17 protein-coding genes are annotated in these 18,639 nt (G+C 68.9%); 11 read left to right on the top strand and 6 right to left on the bottom strand.

Going from position 1 to position 18,639, the window contains the following annotated elements; all coding sequences use genetic code 11:
• Window positions 1-45: 45 nt before the first annotated feature.
• The 3 genes from QF046_RS03575 to QF046_RS03565 all read right to left on the bottom strand — a co-directional run bounded on the left by QF046_RS03575 (window position 46) and on the right by QF046_RS03565 (window position 3,789).
• Window positions 46-1,167, bottom strand: coding sequence for an ABC transporter ATP-binding protein (locus QF046_RS03575; RefSeq protein ID WP_307366272.1), 1,122 nt, complete (start codon window positions 1,165-1,167; stop codon window positions 46-48).
• Window positions 1,164-2,675, bottom strand: a complete 1,512-nt coding sequence (locus QF046_RS03570; protein ID WP_373425749.1) for an ABC transporter permease — start codon at window positions 2,673-2,675, stop codon at window positions 1,164-1,166. Before QF046_RS03570 ends, QF046_RS03575 begins: the two co-directional genes overlap by 4 nt.
• Before the next feature lie 73 nt (window positions 2,676-2,748).
• Window positions 2,749-3,789: an iron ABC transporter substrate-binding protein gene (locus QF046_RS03565; protein ID WP_373425656.1), complete on the bottom strand. Its 1,041-nt coding sequence runs from the start codon at window positions 3,787-3,789 to the stop codon at window positions 2,749-2,751.
• Window positions 3,790-3,933: 144 nt separating this feature from the next.
• Here QF046_RS03565 and QF046_RS03560 point away from each other — a divergent pair, with 144 nt between their 5' ends.
• The gene (locus QF046_RS03560; RefSeq protein ID WP_307366268.1) at window positions 3,934-5,202 is read left to right on the top strand and encodes an alpha-L-fucosidase; all 1,269 of its coding nucleotides are present in this window, start codon (window positions 3,934-3,936) and stop codon (window positions 5,200-5,202) included.
• Window positions 5,203-5,219: 17 nt separating this feature from the next.
• Here the strand turns inward: QF046_RS03560 and QF046_RS03555 are convergent, their stop codons facing one another.
• The gene (locus tag QF046_RS03555) at window positions 5,220-6,350 is read right to left on the bottom strand and encodes an ROK family transcriptional regulator (RefSeq protein ID WP_307366266.1); all 1,131 of its coding nucleotides are present in this window, start codon (window positions 6,348-6,350) and stop codon (window positions 5,220-5,222) included.
• A gap of 152 nt (window positions 6,351-6,502) precedes the next feature.
• On the opposite strand from QF046_RS03555, the gene QF046_RS03550 reads away from it, so the two are divergent.
• The 7 genes from QF046_RS03550 (at window position 6,503) to QF046_RS03520 (ending at window position 14,363) form a co-directional block, all read left to right on the top strand.
• A complete protein-coding gene (locus QF046_RS03550; RefSeq protein WP_307366264.1) occupies window positions 6,503-7,762 on the top strand; it encodes an ABC transporter substrate-binding protein in 1,260 nt (419 codons plus the stop codon).
• Between the two features lie 25 nt (window positions 7,763-7,787).
• Window positions 7,788-8,699: a carbohydrate ABC transporter permease gene (locus QF046_RS03545; RefSeq protein WP_307366262.1), complete on the top strand. Its 912-nt coding sequence runs from the start codon at window positions 7,788-7,790 to the stop codon at window positions 8,697-8,699.
• Window positions 8,689-9,618, top strand: a complete 930-nt coding sequence (locus QF046_RS03540) for a carbohydrate ABC transporter permease (RefSeq protein WP_307366260.1) — start codon at window positions 8,689-8,691, stop codon at window positions 9,616-9,618. Before QF046_RS03545 ends, QF046_RS03540 begins: the two co-directional genes overlap by 11 nt.
• An 8-nt stretch (window positions 9,619-9,626) precedes the next feature.
• Window positions 9,627-10,616 carry an ROK family protein gene (locus QF046_RS03535; protein ID WP_307366258.1) on the top strand — a complete coding sequence of 330 codons (990 nt, stop codon included), beginning with the start codon at window positions 9,627-9,629 and terminating at the stop codon, window positions 10,614-10,616.
• On the top strand, window positions 10,613-12,193 hold the full coding sequence (locus tag QF046_RS03530; RefSeq protein ID WP_373425654.1) for a M81 family metallopeptidase: 1,581 nt from the start codon (window positions 10,613-10,615) through the stop codon (window positions 12,191-12,193). Before QF046_RS03535 ends, QF046_RS03530 begins: the two co-directional genes overlap by 4 nt.
• Entirely contained in the window at window positions 12,190-13,539 is a 1,350-nt protein-coding gene (locus tag QF046_RS03525) for an alpha-L-fucosidase (RefSeq protein WP_307366256.1), read from the top strand. The genes QF046_RS03530 and QF046_RS03525 overlap by 4 nt, the downstream gene beginning before the upstream one ends.
• An 80-nt stretch (window positions 13,540-13,619) precedes the next feature.
• On the top strand, window positions 13,620-14,363 hold the full coding sequence (locus tag QF046_RS03520; protein WP_307366254.1) for a copper homeostasis protein CutC: 744 nt from the start codon (window positions 13,620-13,622) through the stop codon (window positions 14,361-14,363).
• Window positions 14,364-14,459: 96 nt separating this feature from the next.
• Here QF046_RS03520 and QF046_RS03515 read toward each other — a convergent pair whose 3' ends face one another.
• Window positions 14,460-15,386, bottom strand: coding sequence for a hypothetical protein (locus tag QF046_RS03515; protein WP_307366253.1), 927 nt, complete (start codon window positions 15,384-15,386; stop codon window positions 14,460-14,462).
• Window positions 15,387-15,458: 72 nt separating this feature from the next.
• On the opposite strand from QF046_RS03515, the gene QF046_RS03510 reads away from it, so the two are divergent.
• From QF046_RS03510 to serA, 3 genes are all read left to right on the top strand, one after another.
• Complete coding sequence (locus tag QF046_RS03510) at window positions 15,459-15,950, top strand: DNA polymerase III subunit gamma/tau (protein ID WP_307366251.1); 492 nt, start codon at window positions 15,459-15,461, stop codon at window positions 15,948-15,950.
• Window positions 15,947-16,294: a hypothetical protein gene (locus tag QF046_RS03505; protein WP_307366249.1), complete on the top strand. Its 348-nt coding sequence runs from the start codon at window positions 15,947-15,949 to the stop codon at window positions 16,292-16,294. The genes QF046_RS03510 and QF046_RS03505 overlap by 4 nt, the downstream gene beginning before the upstream one ends.
• 115 nt (window positions 16,295-16,409) lie before the next feature.
• Complete coding sequence (gene serA / locus QF046_RS03500) at window positions 16,410-18,029, top strand: phosphoglycerate dehydrogenase (RefSeq protein ID WP_307366247.1); 1,620 nt, start codon at window positions 16,410-16,412, stop codon at window positions 18,027-18,029.
• Here the strand turns inward: serA and QF046_RS03495 are convergent.
• Window positions 18,005-18,568 (bottom strand): TetR/AcrR family transcriptional regulator, encoded by a 564-nt coding sequence (locus QF046_RS03495; RefSeq protein ID WP_307366245.1) that lies wholly within the window; start codon window positions 18,566-18,568, stop codon window positions 18,005-18,007. The two genes, serA and QF046_RS03495, sit on opposite strands and share 25 nt — an antisense overlap.
• Window positions 18,569-18,639: the final 71 nt, after the last annotated feature.

Below are 18,639 nucleotides of genomic sequence, written 5' to 3'. Positions count from 1 at the left end.
CCCCCGGGATCCGGGGGTGCCCTTCTCATTCCGGCCGGTTGCGACTCACTGCACGACGACGCCCTCGCCGATCACGCGCAGGGCGACGCGCCTGCCGGGGCGGGTCAGCGCGGCGTTCCAGTGCCTGATGGTGATGGTGGGCTGCTCCGCGGGCAGGCGCGGGTCGGCATCCGGGCGAGGTTCCAGACGGATCCTGAGCGCACTCTCCGCGCCGAAGTAGATGCCGTCCTCGACCGTCCCGTGCACGGGGGAGTCCGCGACGACCTGCACCTGCTCGGGTCGCAGCAGCAGCTGCACGCGGCCCTGGACGGGAGGGTTGCGCACCGGCACATCCCCGAGCGCGCACGAGGCCAGCGAGCCGTCCAGCCAGGCGTCGAGCAGGATCGCGTCGCCGAGGAACTCCGCGACTCCGCGGTCCACCGGGTGCGTGTAGACGACGAACGGGTGCCCGGTCTGCACGAGTTCGCCGTCGCGCATCACCGCGACCTGATCGGCGAAGCTGAGCGCCTCGGACTGGTCATGGGTGACGAGGATCGCGGTGGTGCCCGTACGCGCGAGGATCTCCGACACCGCCTGTCTGGTGGCAGCCCGCAGGCCGGTGTCGAGGGCCGAGAACGGCTCGTCCAGCAGCATGAGCTCGGGCTCGCGCGCAAGCGCCCGCGCGATGGCCACCCGCTGCTGCTGACCGCCGGAGAGCTGATCCGGGCGACGGTCGGCGAAGTCCGGCGGCAGTGCGACGAGCTCGAGGAGTTCGGCTACGCGGTCGCGGCGGGCCGCGCGAGAGAGTCGCTCCAGGCCGAAGGAGATGTTGCGCGCGACGGTCAGGTGCGGGAACAACCCGCCGTCCTGCGTGACGTATCCGATTCCCCGGCGGTGCGCCGGCACCCAGATCCCCGGCGCGGTGACCTGGGTCTCGCCGAGGCGCATCTCTCCGTCATCCGCTCGGGTGAATCCGGCGATCACGCGCAGCAGCGTCGTCTTGCCGGAGCCGGACGCACCCACGACCGCGGTGATGCCGCCGCGGCGCACCGCGAGATCGACCCCGTGCAGAACCCGGTGTCCCGCGTACGATGCGGTCACGCCGGTGAGCTGCAGGTGGGCGTCGGGGATGGGACCGGTGGCCAGGGTCGCCACCGCTCCCGTGGAGCCGAGGTTGTGGGCGCTCATGAGGTCGTCGCCTTCGTGTTCGGGGTCTTCGTGGACTGTCGGAACAGCAGGTACGTCATCGGTGCGGAGAGCACCACCAGCAGCAGGGCGTACGGTGCGGCGCCGGCGAAGTCGATCTCGCTGGACAGACTCCAGAACCGGGTCGCGAGGGTCTGCACGCCGATCGGGGAGAGCAGCAGCGTCGCGGTGAGCTCACCGGCGATCGCGAGGAAGACCAGCGCGAGCGCCGCTGCGGTGGCGGGAGCCACCAGGCGCAGTGTGACGCCGAGGAACGCGCGCAGCGGTGATCGACCGAGCGCCTGCGCGGCCTCCTCCAGCTGCGGGGGAGCCTGGGCGATGCCCGCCTGCAATGGGACGAGCGCGCGGGGCAGGAACAGCAGCGCGTAGGCGATGAGCAGCAGAAGCGTGGTCTGGTAGACGGCGGGCACGAAGGTCAGCGAAACGGAGACGAGGGCGAGAGCGAGGACGATCCCCGGCATCGAACTGGTGAAGTAGTTCGTCCGTTCCAGCAGGCGACTCAGCCGACCGGGGTGGCGGACGGCCATCCAGGACAGCGGGAAGGCCGCGACGACCGTCAGCGCCCCGCCACCGAGCGCCAGCCCCAGGGTCTGCAGCAGCGACAGCATGAGATCGGGTGCCTGCCAGACGCGGATGCCGCCGAACATCAGCCAGCCGCCGATCACCACGGCAGGCACGCCGAGTGCCAGTGCGGCGACGCCGCCCAGGCCGAGCTGGGCGGGAAGCTGCCACCGGCGCAGGCGGATGCGGCTCGGCGGCGACACGGCGCCCGAGCCCACCCGGGCGTACCGGGCGCGACCGCGGGCGCGGCTCTCCATCACGAGCAGCGCCAGGCACAGCAGCGTCAGCACTCCGGCGAGCATGCTGCCCGCCGATCCGTTGAACGTAGACCGGTACTGGTCCATGATCGCGGTGGTGAAGGTGTCGAAGCGGATCAGTGCGAAGGCGCCGTACTCGCTGAGCAGGTGCAGGCCGACCAGCAGCGTGCCGCCGAGCAGCGAGAGGCGCAGCTGGGGGAGCACGGTGCCGAAGAACACCCGCACCGGTCCGCGACCGAGACTCGCGGCCGCCTGCTCCAGCGCGGGATCGAGACCCGCCAGGGCCGCGCGGACGGGCAGGTAGACCAGCGGGAAATACGACAGCGTCGCCAGGAGCACTCCTGATCCGAGACCGGAGAGCGAGGGGATGACGGACACCCACGCGTAGGAGTTGACGAACGCCGGGATCGCGAGCGGCATGGCCAGCACCGCTCCCCAGAACCCGGCGCCGACCAGTGAGGTGCGCTCGACGAGCCAGGCGCCGCCGACGCCGAGGACGGCCGACAGCGGGACCGTCAGCGCGACGAGCAGCACGGTGTTGCCGAGCAGCTCGCCGACCCGAGGGCGGAAGATCAGCGCGATCGACTCATCCCAGCCGATCTGGGCAGCTGTCGTGATGACGAAGATCAGCGGGACGAGGGAGAGGGCGGCGACCAGGACCCCGGCGAGGATGACGCCGAAGGGCGGGCGGAGCCGGGCTCCGCCCGCCCGGCCGGGAGCGGTGGTGGTCGTGATGTTCCCGACTCTAGAGCAGGCCGGCCTGGGTCATCAGATCGGTGACCAGCTTCGAGTTCAGGGAGGCGGGGTCGATCTCGGGGGCGTCCAGGTCTGCGAGCGGAACGAGCTTCGAGTTCGCGGCGACGTCGGAGCCGACCGGGTACTCGAACGAGGCGCCGGTCTCGAGGATGCTCTGACCCTTCTCGCCGGTGATGAACGAGAGGAACTTCTGAGCCGCGGCCCGGTGCTTGCTGGATCCGAGGACACCGCCGCCCGACACCGACACGAAAGCGCCGGGGTCCTGGTCCTTGAAGTAGTGCAGGGCGACCTTGTCGGAGTTCTCACCGGTCTGGGCCTGATCGCCGAACCAGTAGTAGTGGTAGATGATCGCGCCGTCGATCTCGCCGGCGTTCACGGCCTTCATCGCGGTGGAGTTGCCCTTGTAGGCGACGGAGTTCGTCTTCATGGCCTTGAGCCAGGACTCGGCGTCCTTCTCGCCCTTCAGCTGCACGAGTGCGGAGACGATGGCCTGGAAGTCGGCACCGGACGGGGATGCCGCCCAACGGCCCTTCCATGCCGGGTCGGCGAGGTCCATCATCGAGGCGGGCAGCTGGGCTTCGGAGAGCGCGTCGGTGTTGTAGGCGAAGACCGTCGAGCGGGCGGCGATGCCGACCCACTTGTCCGAGGACGGGCGGTACTGGGCCGGGACGTTCTCGAGTGCCTCGTCGCCGGGTGAGGTGAACAGACCCGCCTTCTCGACGGCTGTCATCGAGGGCGAGTTCTCGGTGAGGAAGACATCCGCGGGGGAGCGGTCGCCCTCCTGGATGATCTGCTGCGACATCTCGGTGTCGTCGCCGTTGCGCACCTGGACCTTGATACCGGTCTCGGCGGTGAAAGCATCGATCCACTCCTTGGTGAGGCTCTCGTGCTGCGCGTTGTACACGGTGATCGTCTCGTCCGCGGGCTGCGTGGAGTCAGGGGCAGCGGGGGCGGTGCTGCAGGCGGCGAGTGCGAGGGCTGCGACGGCGGCGATGGAGGCGGCCGACAGCAGGCGGAAGCGACGGTTCACAGGTGTCCTTCGGTGAGGGTGCGACGCGATCGCGTCCATTCCAATATAGGTAAGGCAACCCTAATCACACAATCGAGATGTCGAGGATCGAGGTCCTCGCGCGCAGAACGCATAGACATCCGATGTCTATGCCAGGATTGAGCCATGCGACAGGAATGGTTCGACGAGGCCCGCTTCGGAATGTTCGTGCACTTCGGCATCTACAGCGTGGCCGCGCGTCATGAATGGGTGCAGAGCTACGAGCGCCTCACGGACGAGGATTACCGCCAGTACTTCGACAACTTCGATCCCGATCGCTTCGACGCACAGGCGATCGCCCGTGCCGCGAAGGAGGCCGGCATGGGGTACGTGGTGCTCACCACCAAGCACCACGACGGCTTCTGTCTGTTCGACTCCGCCCTGACGGACTTCTCGTCGCGGACGACGTCCGATCGTGACCTCGTGCGCGAGTTCGTCGACGCCGTGCGCGCCGAGGGGCTCGGCGTCGGGCTGTACCACTCGCTGATCGACTGGAGTCATCCGGACTTCACGGTGGATTGGAATCATCCGCGACGCGACGATGAGAACGCCGCGGAGCTCAACGCCGGGCGCGACATGGCGCGGTACCGGGAGTACCTGCACGGTCAGGTGCGCGAGCTGCTCACGGACTACGGCAGGATCGACTACCTGTTCTTCGACTTCACCTATCCCGAGTCCCGTGACGGCTGGGAGGGCAAGGGGCCCGAGGCCTGGGATGCGTCGGCCCTGCTCGCGATGTGCCGCGAACTGCAGCCCGACATGCTCGTGAACGACCGGCTCGGCATCCCGGCCGACTTCGTCACGCCGGAGCAGTACCAGCCCACCTCACCGCTGCGGGATTCCGACGGGGCGCCGCAGGTGTGGGAGGCCTGCCAGACGCTGAACGGATCCTGGGGCTACCACCGGGACAACACGGATCAGAAGTCGCCCACGCTGCTCGTGCAGATGCTGGCCGACTCGGTGTCGATGGACGGCAACATGCTGCTCAACGTCGGTCCGGACGGACGCGGGGCGATCGCCCCCCGCGACGCGCGGACTCTCGAGGAGATCGGCGCGTGGATGCTGCTGCACCGCGACGCGATCGTCGGGGCGGGTCACGCCGACTTCACCCCGCCGCGCGAAGGCGTGTACACGCGTCGTGGCCGCAAGCTCTACCTGCACCTGTTCAGCTGGCCGCTGGGGTTCGTGCACCTTCCCGATCTGGGTGGGAAGGTGTCGTTCGCCCGACTGCTCGACGACGGCTCCTGGCTGAAGACGTCCGTGCCGGATCCGGATCAGCACGAGTCGCACATGACGCCCGCCGTCGAGGCGGAGGGCACCCTGACCGTGCACCTGCCGGTGCGTCGTCCCGACGTGCTCGTGCCCGTCATCGAGCTGACGCTCACGGAGGAGTGAGGCTCGGCTTCGCGGGCTCAGGCCTCGGCGAACTCGAGCTGGTACATGGCCTGCCGCGCCGCGCCGTGCAGAATCGCATCCGCGCCGGTGCGGGCCGCCTCGATCCGCAGCGTCTGCGTGACGAGCGGGTGGCAGGCCTCGTACACGCGGCTGCGGACGGCGGCCAGGAACGGCTCCGACGCGCTCATGCTGCCGGTCAGGAACACGGCGTGCGGGTTGAAGAAGTTCACCACGCCCGACAGGGCCTGACCGAGGTGCGTGCCCGCCGTGCGCACCAGTGTCGTGGCATCCGGATGGGCATCGCGAGCGAGAGCGAGCACGTCCTCGGCCGTCTGCACCGCGTCGTGCCCGCGCTCGCGCATCTGCCGCACCAGGCTCGCGCCGCTGGCCACTGTCTCCAGGCATCCGGTGTTGCCGCAGGAGCAGGGGATGTCGCCGCTGCCGTCGATCCGGGTGTGCGTGATGTCGCCGGCGGCGAAGGTGGCGCCGTGGTGCACGCGTCCGTCCACGATGATCCCGCTGCCGATCGCCGTGCCGGCCTTGACGGTGATGCTGTGCTGCTTCGCGCCGAACTGCACGGAGTGCTCTCCGAGCGCGGCGAGGTTGGCGTCGTTGTCGACGACGACGGGCACGCCGTGGCGGGCGCGCAGGTGCTCTCCGACGCGGAATCCCGGCCATCCCGGCATGCGTGAGGGCTGGTCGACGGCGCCCGTCTCGACATCAACCGGTCCGGGGAGGCCGATTCCGATCGCCCGGACCGAGGAGTTCTCGCCGAAGCGATCGAGCACATTGCTGATCCTGGCGAGGGTGGCCTGGGGTCCTTCGGTGAGATCGACCTCGATCGTGTCCACGCGGTCCAGGGCGCCGCCGAGCGTGTGGCGTCCGATCCTGGCATGACCGCCGCCGAGGTCTGCGGTGAGGATCGTGCCGGCCTCGGCCAGCTGCAGCATCCGGGGGCGTCTGCCGCCGCGGGAGGTTCCGGCTCCAGCCTCGCGCAGGATGCCGGCATCGACCAGGCTCTGCACGCGAGTGCCCATGGTCGACGGCGCGACACCGAGATGCGCCGCGAGGGCGCTCCTCGAACGTGCCTCGCCGCGTGCCACGAGTTCGATGATTCGGCGATTGCTCGCGTCGTCGGAATTCTGCATCGATTCCCCTGGAGTTGTCGCCGACGCGCCCGGAGAACATCGGATGTTCGGGTTGCATCGGCATTCGAAGTATGAAAGCGTACCTTCGTTCAAAACGATACCAGGTTAGTTCGAGGCTCGAAATAACTAACCGTCCTGCGAGGAGACAATCAATGAAGATGAAGCGTGTGGGGGCTGTGATCGCGGTCGCCGGCGTCGCCGTGGCGATGGCGGGATGCTCGAACGGGCCCAGCTCAGGAGGATCCACCGACGGCGACACGATCACCGTCGACATGTGGGCCGGCAGCGAGGACGACACGGCCGCGCTCGAGGCGCAGATCGCCGTGGCGAAGAAGCAGAACCCCGATCTGAAGATCGAACTGCGCACCGCGCCCTGGGGTGACTTCTTCACCAAGCTGACCACGAACATGGCATCAGGCAACATGGCCTGCGTCACCGGGATGAACTCGGGCATGCTCGCCAGCTACACGTCGGGCTTCGTCAAGCTCACCGACGCCGACCTCGCCACCGCGGGCCTCGCCAAGTCCGACTTCGCCGACGGCAGCCTGGAGATCCTCTCGAACAAGGGCGACATGTACGGTCTCCCGTTCGACGTCTCGACCATGCTGACGTACTACAACGAGGACCAGCTCGCCGCGGCCGGTGCGGACATCCCCGAGATCGGCTGGACATTCGACGACTTCGAGGCGACCGCGAAGAAGGCGACCACCGGTGGCAAGTACGGATTCGGCATCGGGATGGGCGACTTCCAGTGGCAGGCGCTGCCGATCGCGCAGAGCGGCGTGCAGCCCGTGTCGAAGGACGGCACCCTGCAGCTGACCGACCCGGCGTTCCTGAAGGCGGCGGAGTGGTACTCCGGCCTGGTCACCGACCAGAAGGTGGCGGCCCCGGTGGCGTCGGCCTCAGACGGCGGCTGGGGAGAGAACCAGTTCACCAGCGAGAACGCGGCCATGGCCGTCGACGGCACATGGAACGCCGTCGGCTACCTGAACAACGACGCCGGATTCACGGCGGGCCTGGCGCCCCTGCCCACGGGTGACAACGGCAATCTCAGCCTGATCCTCGGCTCGGGCTTCGGCATCGCTGAGAGCTGCGAGAACAAGGAAGCCGCGCTGAAGGTGCTCGGCTCGCTTCTCAGCAAGGACTCCCAGGACTACATCGCCTCGTCCGGCCGCAGCTACCCGGCACGCGCCGAGAGCCAGCCGCTCTACTTCGAGTCGATCGATGAGGCGCACCGCGATCAGGTGAAGGCCGTCTTCGAAGCAGCCTTCCAGGACGTCCAGGGGCAGTACGTCTCGGACAACTGGGCCAAGGTCGGCACGTTCGTCCAGCCGTCGCTGGTGAGCGTGTACAACGGGCAGGACTCGATGAGCGACATCCTCGACTCCGCCCAGCAGCAGTTCGGCAAGTGACACCGAACCCGAGAGAGACACAGAGATGACCACGACGTACGCGCCCACGCGCCGCCCGCGGTCGCTCGCCAAGGTCGAGGCGCGCCAGGCGCTGGGCTTCGCAAGCCCAGCCCTGGTGGGCCTCGCCCTCTTCACGATCGTTCCGGTCGGCTTGTCCATCGTGATGAGCTTCTTCGACTGGCCGACCTTCGGCGAGCGCACCTTCAACGGAGGAGCCAACTACCTCCGGCTGTTCGCCGACCCGAACTTCCTTCCCGCGCTGCGCAACTCGCTGGTGTTCACGGTGCTGTACGTGCCGCTGAGCGTGATCTTCTCGCTCATCCTGGCGATCGGTCTGGGGCCGCGCATCCGCGGTCGCGGCGCGCTGCGCGTGCTGTTCTTCATCCCCGTGGTGACGCCGATGGTCGCCAACGTGCTGGTGTGGAAGATGCTCCTGCAGCCGCAGGGCCTGTTCAACGGCCTCGCACAGACCTGGTTCGGTGTGGAGCTGCCGAACTTCCTCGCCGACAAGAACTGGGCGATGATCATGGTCGTCGTCATGAGCGTCTGGCAGGGCATCGGCTACAACATGCTGATCTTCTCCGCGGCGCTCGAGCAGCTGCCCGAGTCCGTCATGGAGGCCGCGCGCATCGACGGTGCGGCGGGCCTGCGGATGACCTGGAGCATCATGATCCCGATGATCTCCCCGGCGATCTTCTTCGCCACGATCATGACCATGATCACCTCGCTGCAGGTGTTCGTGCAGCCGCAGCTGCTGACCGGCGGAGGCCCGGGAAACAGCACGCTTCCCCTGGTGATGTGGATCTACAACCAGGGCTTCAAGTTCCAGGATCTGGGACTCGCCGCGGCCGGCGCCTGGATCCTGTTCGCCCTCATCATCACGATCACGGCCATCCAGTTCACGGCCCAGAAGAAGTGGGTGCACTATGAGCACTGACATCGCAGCCCCCACCACGCGCGCGATCGTCAGCCGCGACGGCGACGATCACATCGACCCCGAAAGGCGCTCCGGTCGGGCTCCGATGACCCCGGCCGCACGTGTGCGGCTGATCTTCGCGCACATCGCGGTGTACATCGCGGCGGCGCTGTTCATGCTGCCGCTCGTGTACGCGTTCTTCGCGGCGCTCAAGCCGAACGGCGAGATGTTCGCGATGCCTCCGAGCCTGTTCGGCTCGGAGCTGCGGTGGTCGAACTTCGTCGAGGTCTTCGAGTTCGGTCCGTTCTGGACCTACATCGGCAACTCGCTGTTCACCTCTGTCGCGGGCACCGTGGTGGTCCTGTTCGTCTCCACTACGGCCGGGTACGCGTTCGGACGGCTGCGTTGGAAGGGGCGGGACGCGGTCTTCGTCCTCTTCCTCGCGACGCTGATGGTCCCCGCCGAGGTGCTGGTCATCCCGATGTTCCAGGTGATGCAGTGGTTCGGCTGGGTGGACACCTACCAGGCCCTCATCTTCCCGTTCGCGTTCGGCGCCTTCGGAACGTTCCTGATGCGACAGTTCTTCCGCGGCATCCCCTACGAGCTGGAGGAGGCCGCCCGAGTGGACGGCGCGGGCCCCGTGCGCACTTTCGCGCAGATCATCCTGCCCCTGTCGAAGTCCTCCATCGCCGTACTGTCGGTGTTCACCTTCCTCTCGTTCTGGAACAGCTACCTGTGGCCGCTGATCGTGACTGTCGACTACAACTCCCTCGGCACGCTGCCCGTGGGACTGGCGAGCTTCTCCGGCCTGACCGGCACGCGCTGGGATCTGCAGATGGCGGCGTCCATCATCTCGATGATCCCGACGACGATCCTCGTCATCGCCCTGCAGAAGCATCTGGTCAAGGGCATCGCCATGGCCGGCCTCGGGGGGCGTTGAGCGGTTCGATGAGCAAGCATCACAGCACAGCCATGCCCTCGGAGGGGAGCACGGCGGTACCCGGCCTGGTGGCGGGGATCGACATCGGTGGAACCAAGATCGCCGCGATGCTCGTCGACGGATCCGGACGGATCGTCGCCCGGGGTCAGGTGGCGGCGCCGGCCCGTGACGGCGGGTCTGCCATGGCCGACGCCGCCGCAGGCCTGACGCGGGAACTGCTCGAGGAGCAGGACGGGGTCCTCCTCGCCGCGGGAGTGGGCGCCGCCGGCGTGATCGATCACGCGACCGGGACCGTCCGCGCCGCGTCGGCGACGTTCGTGGACTGGGTCGGATTCCCGCTGGCCGCTGAGCTGCGCGAACGGCTCGGAGTGCCGGTGGCGATCGAGAACGACGTCAACGCCTTCCTGCTCGGTGAGCTCAGCCACGGCACCGCCACCGACAGCGATGTGCTCGGCGTCATGCTGGGCACCGGCGTCGGAGGCGCACTCGTCCTGGATGGACGACTGAGGCACGGGCCGCACGGCGCGGCTGGTGAGATCGGCCACACGCCCGGTTACAGCACCGTGCGATGCACCTGCGGTCAGGTCGGGCACCTCGAGACGCTGGCCTCGGGCACATCCATCGGCCTGCGATACGGAGAGCGCACCGGTGAGGGCGGGCTGTCCGCGCACGAGGTCGCCGACCGCGCGCGGTCAGGCGATGTCGACGCGATCGCGGTGTACGAGGCTGCGGGCCGTGCCGTCGCGCTGGCCTGCGCGAGCGCCGCCGGGATGCTGGACCTGTCCAGCGCCGTCGTCGGCGGGGGAGTGTCCCGTGCCTGGGACCTGCTCGCACCTGCGATCGAGACGGCACTCGCCACGGATTCCCCCGTGTCGGGCGTGCCCCTGCACATCGTGCCTGCGACACTGCACACGGATGCGGTGGCGCTGGGCGCAGCCGCCGCGGCGAGGGCGCTCGTGCCCGCCGCACCAGTACGAGAGGAACCGGTGGTCGCATGACGGCTCAACCCGACGCCCACGAGATCTGGATGCCGCCGCTGGCGGCCGTTACGCGCGGAGGCCTGTCCAGCCCCCGCATCGGCATCGGCGGCATCTCCATCGAGTCCAGCACGTTCTCGCCGCACATCTCCGGCGATGAGGCGTTCACCATCCGCACGGGAGACAACCTGCTTGCGTACTACCCGTTCCTCGCCGAGGGCCGGGAGCTGGCGCAGGCGGCCCAGTGGGTGCCGATCCACCACGGGCGGTCGCTGCCCGGCGGTGCGGTGGCACCCGACACCTATGCCCGCATGAAGACCGCGATCGTCGAGGGCATCCGCGACAGCATCGGCACGCATGGGCCGTTCGACGGCTTCTTCTTCGACATCCACGGTGCGATGAGCGTGATCGGGATGACCGACGCCGAGGGCGATCTCGCCACCGCCGTGCGCGAAGCGCTCGGCCCCGACACTCTGATCTCGACGTCGATGGATCTGCACGGCAACGTCTCGGAGGTGCTGCGCGATGCGGTCGATCTGCTGACCTGCTACCGGATGGCGCCGCACGAGGACTGGATGAACACCAAGGAGCGCGCGGTCTGGAATCTGCTTTCGCGGCTTCGCGGCCTGCACGGCTCCGACCCGCTGCGCCGTCGTCCGTACAAGGCCTGGGTGCCGGTACCGGTGCTGCTGCCCGGCGAGAAGACCAGCACACGGCTGGAGCCCGCCGCCGGCCTGTACGCCCAACTGCCCGGCATCGCCGCGATGGACGGCGTCGTTGACGCATCGATCTGGATCGGCTACGCGTGGGCCGACGAGCCGCGCTGTCGGGCCTACGTCGTCGTCCTCGGCGATGATGAGGACCTGATCGCGCGCGAGGCGGAGCGGCTGGCCCGCAGATTCTGGGATGCCAGGGAGGACTTCGTGTTCGTCGGTCCGACCGCGACGCTGGACGGCGCGCTCGAGAGGGCGACGGCGTCCGACGCACGGCGTCCGTACCTGATCTCGGACTCGGGCGACAACCCGACAGCAGGCGGTGCGGGAGACGTGACCTGGACGCTGACCGAGCTGCTCACGCGGCCGGAGCTGACGGACGGGAACCTGACGACCCTCGTCGCGTCGATCTTCGACGCGGCCGCGGTCGCCGAGGCCCGCGCGGCCGGAGTGGGCGCGGCGGTCACGGTCACCGCGGGAGCCGGCGTGGACGACGGGCCCAGCGGCCCGGTGCAGATCACCGGCCGGGTCCATTCGATCACCGAGGGCGACTCGGATGCGGGCACGCAGGCGGTCATCGCCGCGGGCGGTCTGCACGCGATCATCACGGAGCGGCGCAAGCCGTTCCACCACCTGGACGACTTCCGGATGCTCGACCTCGATCCCGAGGCTGCGGACATCGTCGTGGTCAAGATCGGCTACCTGGAGCCCGAGCTGTACGAGCTCGCCGCAGACTGGACCCTCGCCCTCACACCAGGCGGTGTCGATCAGGACCTGCTCCGGCTGGGACACAGCCACCTGGCCCCCGGCGTCTTCCCGTTCGACACGACGGGCACGCCCGCCCTCACGGCGCACGTGAGCCGACGCGAGGAGACCTCCGCATGATGAACTTCGAGACACGCACCGGCCCCGACTTCGGCGCCGCAGCGCCGTCGTACCCGATGCAGAGCGTGCCGGACTGGTACCGCGACGCCAAGCTGGGCTTCTTCGTGCACTGGGGTCTGTACTCGGTCCCCGCATGGGCCGTGCAGCATGGCAAGGGCGTGAACATCCCGACCGAGGATGCCTACGCCTGGCATCAGTACGCCGAGTGGTACGGCAACACCGTCCGCATCCCCGGCAGCCCCACCTGGCAGCGTCACCAGGAGCTGTACGGGCCTGGCACGTCCTACGAGGACCTCGCCGATCACTGGGACGCGTCCGCGTTCGATGCCGATGCCTTCGTGGCAGAACTCGTCGGCGCCGGCGCGAGGTACATCGTGCCGACCACGAAGCACCACGAGGGGTTCTGTCTGTGGGACACGCAGACGACCGGCTTCAACGCCGCAGCCCGCGGGCCGCGGCGCGATCTCATCGGCGAGTTCCACGACGCCACCAGGCGGGCCGGCGCCCGCTTCGGCGTCTACTACTCGGGAGCCCTCGACTGGCATGTCGGCGACTTCCCGCCGATCGAGTCCGATACCGATCTGTTCCGCTACCGCCGCCACGACGAGGCCTTCGCCCGCTACTCCGCCGCGCAGCTCGAGGAGCTCATCGAACGGTTCTCGCCCGATGTGCTGTGGAACGACATCGAATGGCCCGACGGTGGGAAGGGCGCCGACGACTTCGCGGTCGCGGCCCTGCTCGGACGCTACTTCGACGTGGTGCCCGAGGGCGTCGTCAACGACCGGTGGGGTGTGCCGTACCACGGCTTCCTCACCCGCGAGTACACGCACATCCCCGAGATCCTCGAGCAGCCCTGGGAGTCGACGCGGGGCCTGGGATACTCCTTCGGCTTCAACCAGGCCGAGGACGAGCGGCACTCGCTGTCGGGAACCGAGCTGATCCGGATGCTGGTGGACATCGTCTCCAAGAACGGCAACCTCCTGATCAACGTCGGCCCCGCGGCGGACGGCTCCATCCCCGAGCTCCAGCGCACCGCGATGCGCGAACTCGGTGCGTGGATGAACGTCAACGGAGAGGCCGTGTACGGCACCCGTCCGTGGATCCGCTTCGGTGAAGAGACCGGTGCACCGGTGCGGTACACGCGTTCCGGGGCAGACGTGCACGTGCACGCGCTCGACCCGTCCGTCGGCGAGATGACGCTACCCGTCGAGCTGTCCGGCTCGTCGGAGGTCCGCTGGGCGGACGGCACCCGCGCCGAGTCCGTCACGGATTCCGGCGGTGCCGTGACGCTGCGGATCCCGGACGCGCTGCGGGCGGCGCCGGTGGCCGTGGCGACCGTCTCATGACCCGCCCGCTGCATTCGGAAGGCCCGGTGCACTCGGAAGGCTCCGTGCACTCGAAAGGCTCGGTGCACTCGAAAGGCTCGGTGCACTCGAAAGGCTCCGTGCTGCTGGAGATCGCCGTGCAGGACGCAGCCGGCGCACGACGTGCCGTGGCGGCGGGCGCTGACCGGGTCGAGCTCTGTCAGGCGCTTTCCGAGACGGGCGGGCTGACACCATCGGCCGGCACCGTGGAGTCCGTTCTGGCGGCGGTCGGCAGCGGAGAGCGGCTCACCGTTCTCGTGCGCCCACGGCCCGGCGGGTACGTGTACGACGCCGAGGAGATCGCGCTGGTGAGCGCGGACATCCGCGACATCGTGCGCCGCGGCGCGGGATCCGTGATCGTCGGCGCGCTGACCGAGGGTGGCGCCGTCGACGCCGAGGCGATGCGGCGCTGGCGGGATGCTGCCGGGGACGCCGATGTGGCCTTCCACCGGGCGATCGACACACTCGCCGATCCGGCATCCGTCGTGGACGAACTGACCGCCCTGGGCGTGCGCAGGATCCTGACCAGCGGCGGCGCCGTGCGCAGCATCGATGGGATCGACGCCATCTCCGCCATGGTGCGCGCTTCGGCGGGGCGCCTGCAGATCATGCCGGGCGGGGGAGTGCGGGTGCAGGACATCGCGCAGCTGGTCGCCGCGGGTGTCGATGCGGTGCACCTCTCGGCGCGTCGATCCTCGGGCGACACCGCTCCGAGCGGCCCCGGAGGCGGTACGGACGGCTATGACGTGACAGACCCGAGCATCGTCTCGGATGTCCGGGCTGCGCTCGACGGCGCGCTTCTCTGATCCCTGCGCCGGAGGATCCCTGCGTCAGACGTTCTCCACGCAAGAGGCCGCCCCCGACATGTCGGGAGCGGCCTCTGACGTCTATGAGGAGTCCTGTCAGCTCGTGGCAGGAGCCGCATCCTCCACGACGAGCGGAGGGGTGACACCCTCGCCCCAGACGGGTGCGGGCAGACTGACGGTCTGACCGCCCTGGATCTGCCGCAGTGCATCGGCGATCTCGGTGGCGTTCTCGGGGACGGGCAGGCCGCACTTCTCCAGCTCGGAGGCGAACTTCAGCGTCAGCCGCTCCTTGCCGGCCTCGATGGCCTGCGCGGTGGTGCCGGTCTGGATCTCGCTGCCGGTCTGGATGTCGGAGACCTGGTCGCACACGTGGTAGACGGCGCCGCCGGCGACCCAGGTGACCTCGTCCTGCCCGAGGAGCTGGATGACGGTGGACTGGTCGGCGGTGTACTTCTCCACGGACGGCGGGTTGAAGTCGGCGCCGAAGTAGGTCGCCACGAGGGCGAGCACGATGCCGACGATTCCGGCCGTGGCCTTCTGGCCCTTGTCCATGTCCTTGTTCAGGAACACCAGGATGATCAGGGGCACGAAGGCGATGATCGCGATGATCGCGCCGAGCTGGTTCTGCACGAAGAACCGGACCGTGTCCGATTTCTTCGCGGGGTCCAGCCGATTCGCCTTCTTCCACAGCACCGATCCGGTGATGGAGAGCGCCGCGATGACCACGAGCAGCACGAGCAGGCTGATGAACGCCCACTGCGGGAACGTGGAGGTCGCGACCTGCTCCTGCAGGAGTCCGGTGTCGGGGTCGCGCTTCAGCCCGCCCTCGGTGGTGACGACGCGCTGCCGGAGCAGCCAGAAGATTCCGACGGCCTCACCGGCGATGGCGAGCACCCACAGTGCGGCGGCGATCCAGCGGAACGTCGTCGCCTTCTTCTTCGCCTCGGCGGTGGGCACCCAGGTGCGTGCGGACTCGTCCGCGGCCGCATCCGGCTGCACGGCCTTCTTCTTGCTCTCTGCCACGATGTTCCTCCCGGTGTGGTGTCGCCCCTGAGCCTACTGGGAGGCTGCCGCCGTCGCCGGTACGCTGAGGGGATGAAATCCGAAGGCGATGACGACGCTCTCAGCTGGGATGGGGATGATGCGCTGGACGCGCGTCGCCCGGAGGTCAGCAGGCCGAAGCCGGAGCCGACGGCATCCGCCGCCCCCGTTCCGCCCCTGAACGAGTCGCCGTCGGCATCCGTGACGCCTTCCGTGTCCGAAGCGGATGCCGACGACGAGCCGCAGGGGATCAGCACGGCGACGCTGCTGATGATCGGCATCCTCGGCGGCATCTACCTGCTCTACACGGTCGGCTGGATCCTCGGCGGGGTCGGGATGCAGCTGCCGGTGACCTTCACGCTTCCGGTGCCCCTGTATCAGGGTGCGCTCTGGCTGGCCGTGCTGGCGCCCGCCCTCTGGTTCGTCGCCGTGCTCGCCGCCACCCGGGGCTCGCGGTCGTGGGTGCGGATCGTCTGGCTCGTCGCCGGAGCCGTGCTGCTGGTGCCCTGGCCGTTCGTCGTCTCCGGGGGAGGAGGTGCGCTGTGAGTGAGTACGCATCGACGCCGACGGCCCCCGGTCGTCTCGGCAGCGCGCTGCGCGGGTTCCTGACCGGGATCGGGGGACTGGCCTACGCGTTCGTCATCTGGACCGCGGTGTTCTACGCCATCCAGCTCTCGGCCGGAGGCATGACCGGTTACGGATGGCTTCTGCTGCTGCTCCCCGTGGCCGTGGCCGCAGTGATCTTCGCGGTCGCACTCGTGCTGAGCAGGGGCCGCCCGCTGGGGGTGTCCATCCTGGTGATGCTGGCAGGTCTCGGTCTGAGCGCGGTCTTCCTGCTCAACACCTTCAGCTACGTCATCCGCAACCTCGAGGCGCTGACCGGCGGCTGAACGACGTCACACGGTCGGGCGCGACGGCCGTGCTGCGGTAATGTGTGTCCCGATCGCGCCCCGACGGCGTGCGGCGCATCGGCTAACCCACCGTGTGCTGCCCCGAAGGATATCTGTGCCGAATCAGTCTGAGACCAAGCCCGTCGTCCTCCTCGCCGAGGTCCTCTCACCCGCGACGATCGAGGCTCTCGGCCCCGACTTCGACGTCCGCGACGTCGACGGCACCGATCGCGAGGCGCTGTTCGCCGCCCTCGCCGACGCGGATGCCGTCCTGGTGCGCTCCGCGACGCGCATCGATGCCGAGGCGCTCGCGCACGCACCGAAGCTGAAGGTGGTCGCCCGCGCCGGCGTCGGCCTCGACAACGTGGACATCAAGGCCGCCACCACGGCCGGTGTCATGGTGGTCAACGCGCCCACCTCCAACATCGTCTCGGCCGCAGAACTGACCATCGGCCACATCCTGAGCCTTGCGCGTCGCATCCCCGCCGCGCACGCCTCGCTGTCCGGCGGCGCCTGGAAGCGCAGTTCCTTCACGGGTGCGGAGCTGTTCGAGAAGACCGTGGGCATCGTGGGCCTCGGCCGCATCGGCGCGCTCGTGGCCGCTCGCCTGAACGCCTTCGACATGCGGGTGGTCGCCTACGACCCCTATGTCACGAGCGCCCGCGCCCAGCAGCTCGGCGTGCAGCTGGTGACCCTCGACGAGCTCGTCGCCGAAGCCGACTTCCTCACCATCCACATGCCGAAGACGCCCGAGACGACCGGCATGATCGGTGCCGAGCAGTTCGCGGCCATGAAGCCCACCGCTTTCGTCGTCAACGTCGCGCGCGGCGGGCTGATCGACGAGGCGGCTCTGCACGAGGCGCTCGTCGCCGGCGAGATCGCCGGTGCCGGTCTGGACGTGTTCACCTCGGAGCCGCCCGCGGAGGGCGGGACCGCAGCCGAGCTGCTCGCGCTGCCGAACGTCGTCGTCACCCCGCACCTCGGCGCGAGCACCGAGGAGGCGCAGGAGAAGGCCGGCGTCTCGGTGGCCCGCTCGGTGCGCCTCGCGCTCGGCGGCGACCTCGTGCCTGACGCCGTGAACGTCGCCGGCGGTGTCATCGACCCGTACGTGCGCCCCGGCATCGCCCTGGTCGAGAAGCTCGGCCAGATCTTCTCCGCGCTCTCGCAGTCGCCGCTCACCAGCCTCGACGTCGAGGTGCACGGCGAGCTGAACGACTACGACGTGAGCGTGCTCAAGCTCGCGGCCCTCAAGGGCGTCTTCACCAACATCGTCAGCGAGAGCGTGTCCTATGTGAACGCCCCCCTCCTCGCCGAGCAGCGCGGTGTCGCCGTGCGCCTGCTGCAGGACGACGTCAGCGAGGAGTACCGCAACGTCATCACACTGCGCGGCGCACTGTCCGACGGATCGCAGCTCGCCGTCTCCGGCACGCTCACCGGCCCGAAGCAGGTCGAGAAGCTGGTGTCGATCAACGGACACGCGATCGAGCTGCCCATCGAGAAGCACCACGTCGTGATGATGTACACCGACCGTCCGGGAATCGTCGCCGTCTACGGCCAGAAGTTCGGTGAGGCGGGTATCAACATCGCCGGCATGCAGATCGCGCGCGAGGCCGCAGGCGCCCAGGCGCTGAGCGTGCTCACGCTCGATTCTCCGGTCTCGGACGAGCTGCTCGCCGACATCAGTGCGACCATCGAGGCCGACCTTTTCCGTCAGATCGAGATCACTGAGGCCTGAACCAGCTCGACGAGTCTGACGAGCGCGGCACCGGTCGGCACGAAGCCGCCGACGGTGCCGCGTTCGGCGTGCGGGACCGTCAGGGAGTTGTTGAAGTAGAGCCCGTCGCCGACCAGCATCACGAGCTCCAGCGCGGCCTCGTCGCGCACCTGCGGGCGGATCTCGTCGGCCCATTGCGTGCGCGAGTCCTGCAGGGCGCCCGATGCCGCGGCTGAGCCGCTCTGCGCGAGCCGCGTCAGCGCGATGAGGGCGCGGTCCAGCGCATCGCCCTCCATGACCGAGGTGCGCACGTAGTAGGCGACCGGCCCTTCGGCGGCGCTGCGCATGCGCGCGAGGTCGGCATCGGTCAGATCAGCCAGTCGCTGCACGAGTCCGGCCGTCAGCTCGTCCTTCGAGGCGAAGTGGTAGAGCAGGCCGCCCTTGGACACCCCGGCCGCCTTCGCGACGGCGTCCAGGGTCGCGGCGCGTTCGCCGTCGGTCAGCAGGATGCTCTCGTAGGCGTCGAGCACGCGCTCGCGCGCCAGTGGGGGACGGGGCATGGCGACTCCTCCTCGGTTCGGTTCATGCGGACATGTGTTACTGTACCAGCCGGACGGTAAAGTAATCGGAG

Origin of the sequence: Microbacterium sp. W4I4, from assembly GCF_030816235.1 — a bacterium.
Classification (GTDB): Bacteria; Actinomycetota; Actinomycetes; order Actinomycetales; family Microbacteriaceae; genus Microbacterium.
Note: the sequence above shows the minus strand (reverse complement) of the source record. Positions and strands in the feature narration are given on the sequence as shown.

Coding starts and splice junctions, on each gene's coding strand:
- QF046_RS03560 (WP_307366268.1), top strand. CDS start 3,934: ATGCGACAGGAATGGTTCGACGAGGCCCGCTTCGGAATGTTCGTGCAC.
- QF046_RS03545 (WP_307366262.1), top strand. CDS start 7,788: ATGACCACGACGTACGCGCCCACGCGCCGCCCGCGGTCGCTCGCCAAG.
- QF046_RS03575 (WP_307366272.1), bottom strand. CDS start 1,167: ATGAGCGCCCACAACCTCGGCTCCACGGGAGCGGTGGCGACCCTGGCC.
- QF046_RS03510 (WP_307366251.1), top strand. CDS start 15,459: ATGAAATCCGAAGGCGATGACGACGCTCTCAGCTGGGATGGGGATGAT.
- QF046_RS03550 (WP_307366264.1), top strand. CDS start 6,503: ATGAAGATGAAGCGTGTGGGGGCTGTGATCGCGGTCGCCGGCGTCGCC.
- QF046_RS03495 (WP_307366245.1), bottom strand. CDS start 18,568: ATGCCCCGTCCCCCACTGGCGCGCGAGCGCGTGCTCGACGCCTACGAG.
- QF046_RS03555 (WP_307366266.1), bottom strand. CDS start 6,350: ATGCAGAATTCCGACGACGCGAGCAATCGCCGAATCATCGAACTCGTG.
- QF046_RS03540 (WP_307366260.1), top strand. CDS start 8,689: ATGAGCACTGACATCGCAGCCCCCACCACGCGCGCGATCGTCAGCCGC.
- QF046_RS03525 (WP_307366256.1), top strand. CDS start 12,190: ATGATGAACTTCGAGACACGCACCGGCCCCGACTTCGGCGCCGCAGCG.
- QF046_RS03530 (WP_373425654.1), top strand. CDS start 10,613: ATGACGGCTCAACCCGACGCCCACGAGATCTGGATGCCGCCGCTGGCG.
- QF046_RS03535 (WP_307366258.1), top strand. CDS start 9,627: ATGAGCAAGCATCACAGCACAGCCATGCCCTCGGAGGGGAGCACGGCG.